This is a genomic window from Xanthomonas sp. SHU 199, from assembly GCF_000364665.1.
Lineage (GTDB): Bacteria > Pseudomonadota > Gammaproteobacteria > Xanthomonadales > Xanthomonadaceae > Xanthomonas_A > Xanthomonas_A sontii.
Genome location: NZ_AQOI01000569.1, coordinates 1 through 1,175, shown reverse-complemented (window position 1 = coordinate 1,175; position 1,175 = coordinate 1). Strand labels below are relative to the sequence as shown.

Here is a 1,175-nt window from a genome sequence, read left to right as displayed (position 1 = left end):
CGCCGCCGGTCGCCGCGGCGCGCCCGGGCGATCCCGCCCCGGCGCTGCGTCTGCCCACGCTCGACGGCGGCCACCTGACCCTGGCCCAGTTCCGCGGCCGGCCGCTGCTGGTCAACGTCTGGGCGAGCTGGTGCGAACCCTGCGTGCGCGAGATGCCGGAACTGGACCGGCTGGCGCGCGTGCAACCCAGCGACGGCCTGCAGGTGCTGGGCATCGCCCTGGACCGTGCCGAAGACGTGCGCGACTTCCTGCAGCGAGTGCCGATCGGCTACCCGATCGCGCTGGAGACGCCCGGCCCGGCCGACGCCAGCGTGCGCCTGGGCGACACCCAGGGCCTGCTGCCGTACAGCGTGCTGATCGACGCCGACGGCCGTGTCGTCAGGCAGAAGCTCGGCCCGTTCGCGCCGGGCGAAGTGGAGGGCTGGGTGGGCGGCGGCGCGCAGCCGACGCAGTAGCCGGCGAGCCAGCCGCCGATGCGCGCCCTTGTGGGAGCGACGTCCGCGTCGGCGACACATTGCCGATAGCGCTGTCACGACTCACCTCGCGCCCCCCACGCGGCTTGCGGCGAGCCTGCCGGGTGCACTGTGGAAGGGACTTCAGTCCCGACGCATTGGATTATCGGGAAAGCGCACTGCAGCGTCGTGAGAGTTGCCTCCCACGCCACGTCCACGCCGCACCGGATCAGTCCGCTAAAACGCCTGCCGCTGCCGCGCTTCGCCAACACTGCCATTCCCGGTCCGCACCTGCGCCAGCGTCGCCAGCTCCTCGGCCAGGCGCTGCGCGGCGGTGCGCAGTTCCGGCACCGCGGTGATCTCCCACAGCACGCCACGCAGCAGCGGCCCGATGCAGTACAGCCCGGCGACCGGATGGCCGCTGCCGTCGCGCACCCGCAGGCGCTCGTCCACCTGCAGCCCCAGGCCCAGTGGATCGGCCTGCAGCAGGCCGGCGTCGCGCATCGTGGCGACCAGCGGATGGCTGGTGCGGGCGACGTCGGTGTCCAGCCCGGTGGCGCGGATCAGCACGTCGAAGTCCTCGGTGCGCGCGTTGCTGCTGGCGCGATCGCGGATCACCGCTTCCACCGCGGTTTCGCCCAGCCGCGCGCGCAGCAGGCGCCCGGCGCGGATGCGCAGCTGGCCCTGCGCCTGCAGTTGCGCCAGCGCGGCCGCCGCGGCCGG

General features: G+C 74.0%; 2 protein-coding genes. One reads left to right on the top strand and one right to left on the bottom strand.

What is annotated here, in order from left to right:
- Positions 1-455 (top strand): TlpA family protein disulfide reductase (locus D183_RS25060; RefSeq protein ID WP_017910040.1); only part of this gene is annotated, 455 nt, incomplete at its 5' end.
- Between the two features lie 234 nt (positions 456-689).
- Here the strand turns inward: D183_RS25060 and D183_RS0116895 are convergent.
- A partial coding sequence (locus D183_RS0116895) for an FAD-binding protein (RefSeq protein ID WP_017910039.1) occupies positions 690-1,175 on the bottom strand: 486 nt, incomplete at its 5' end.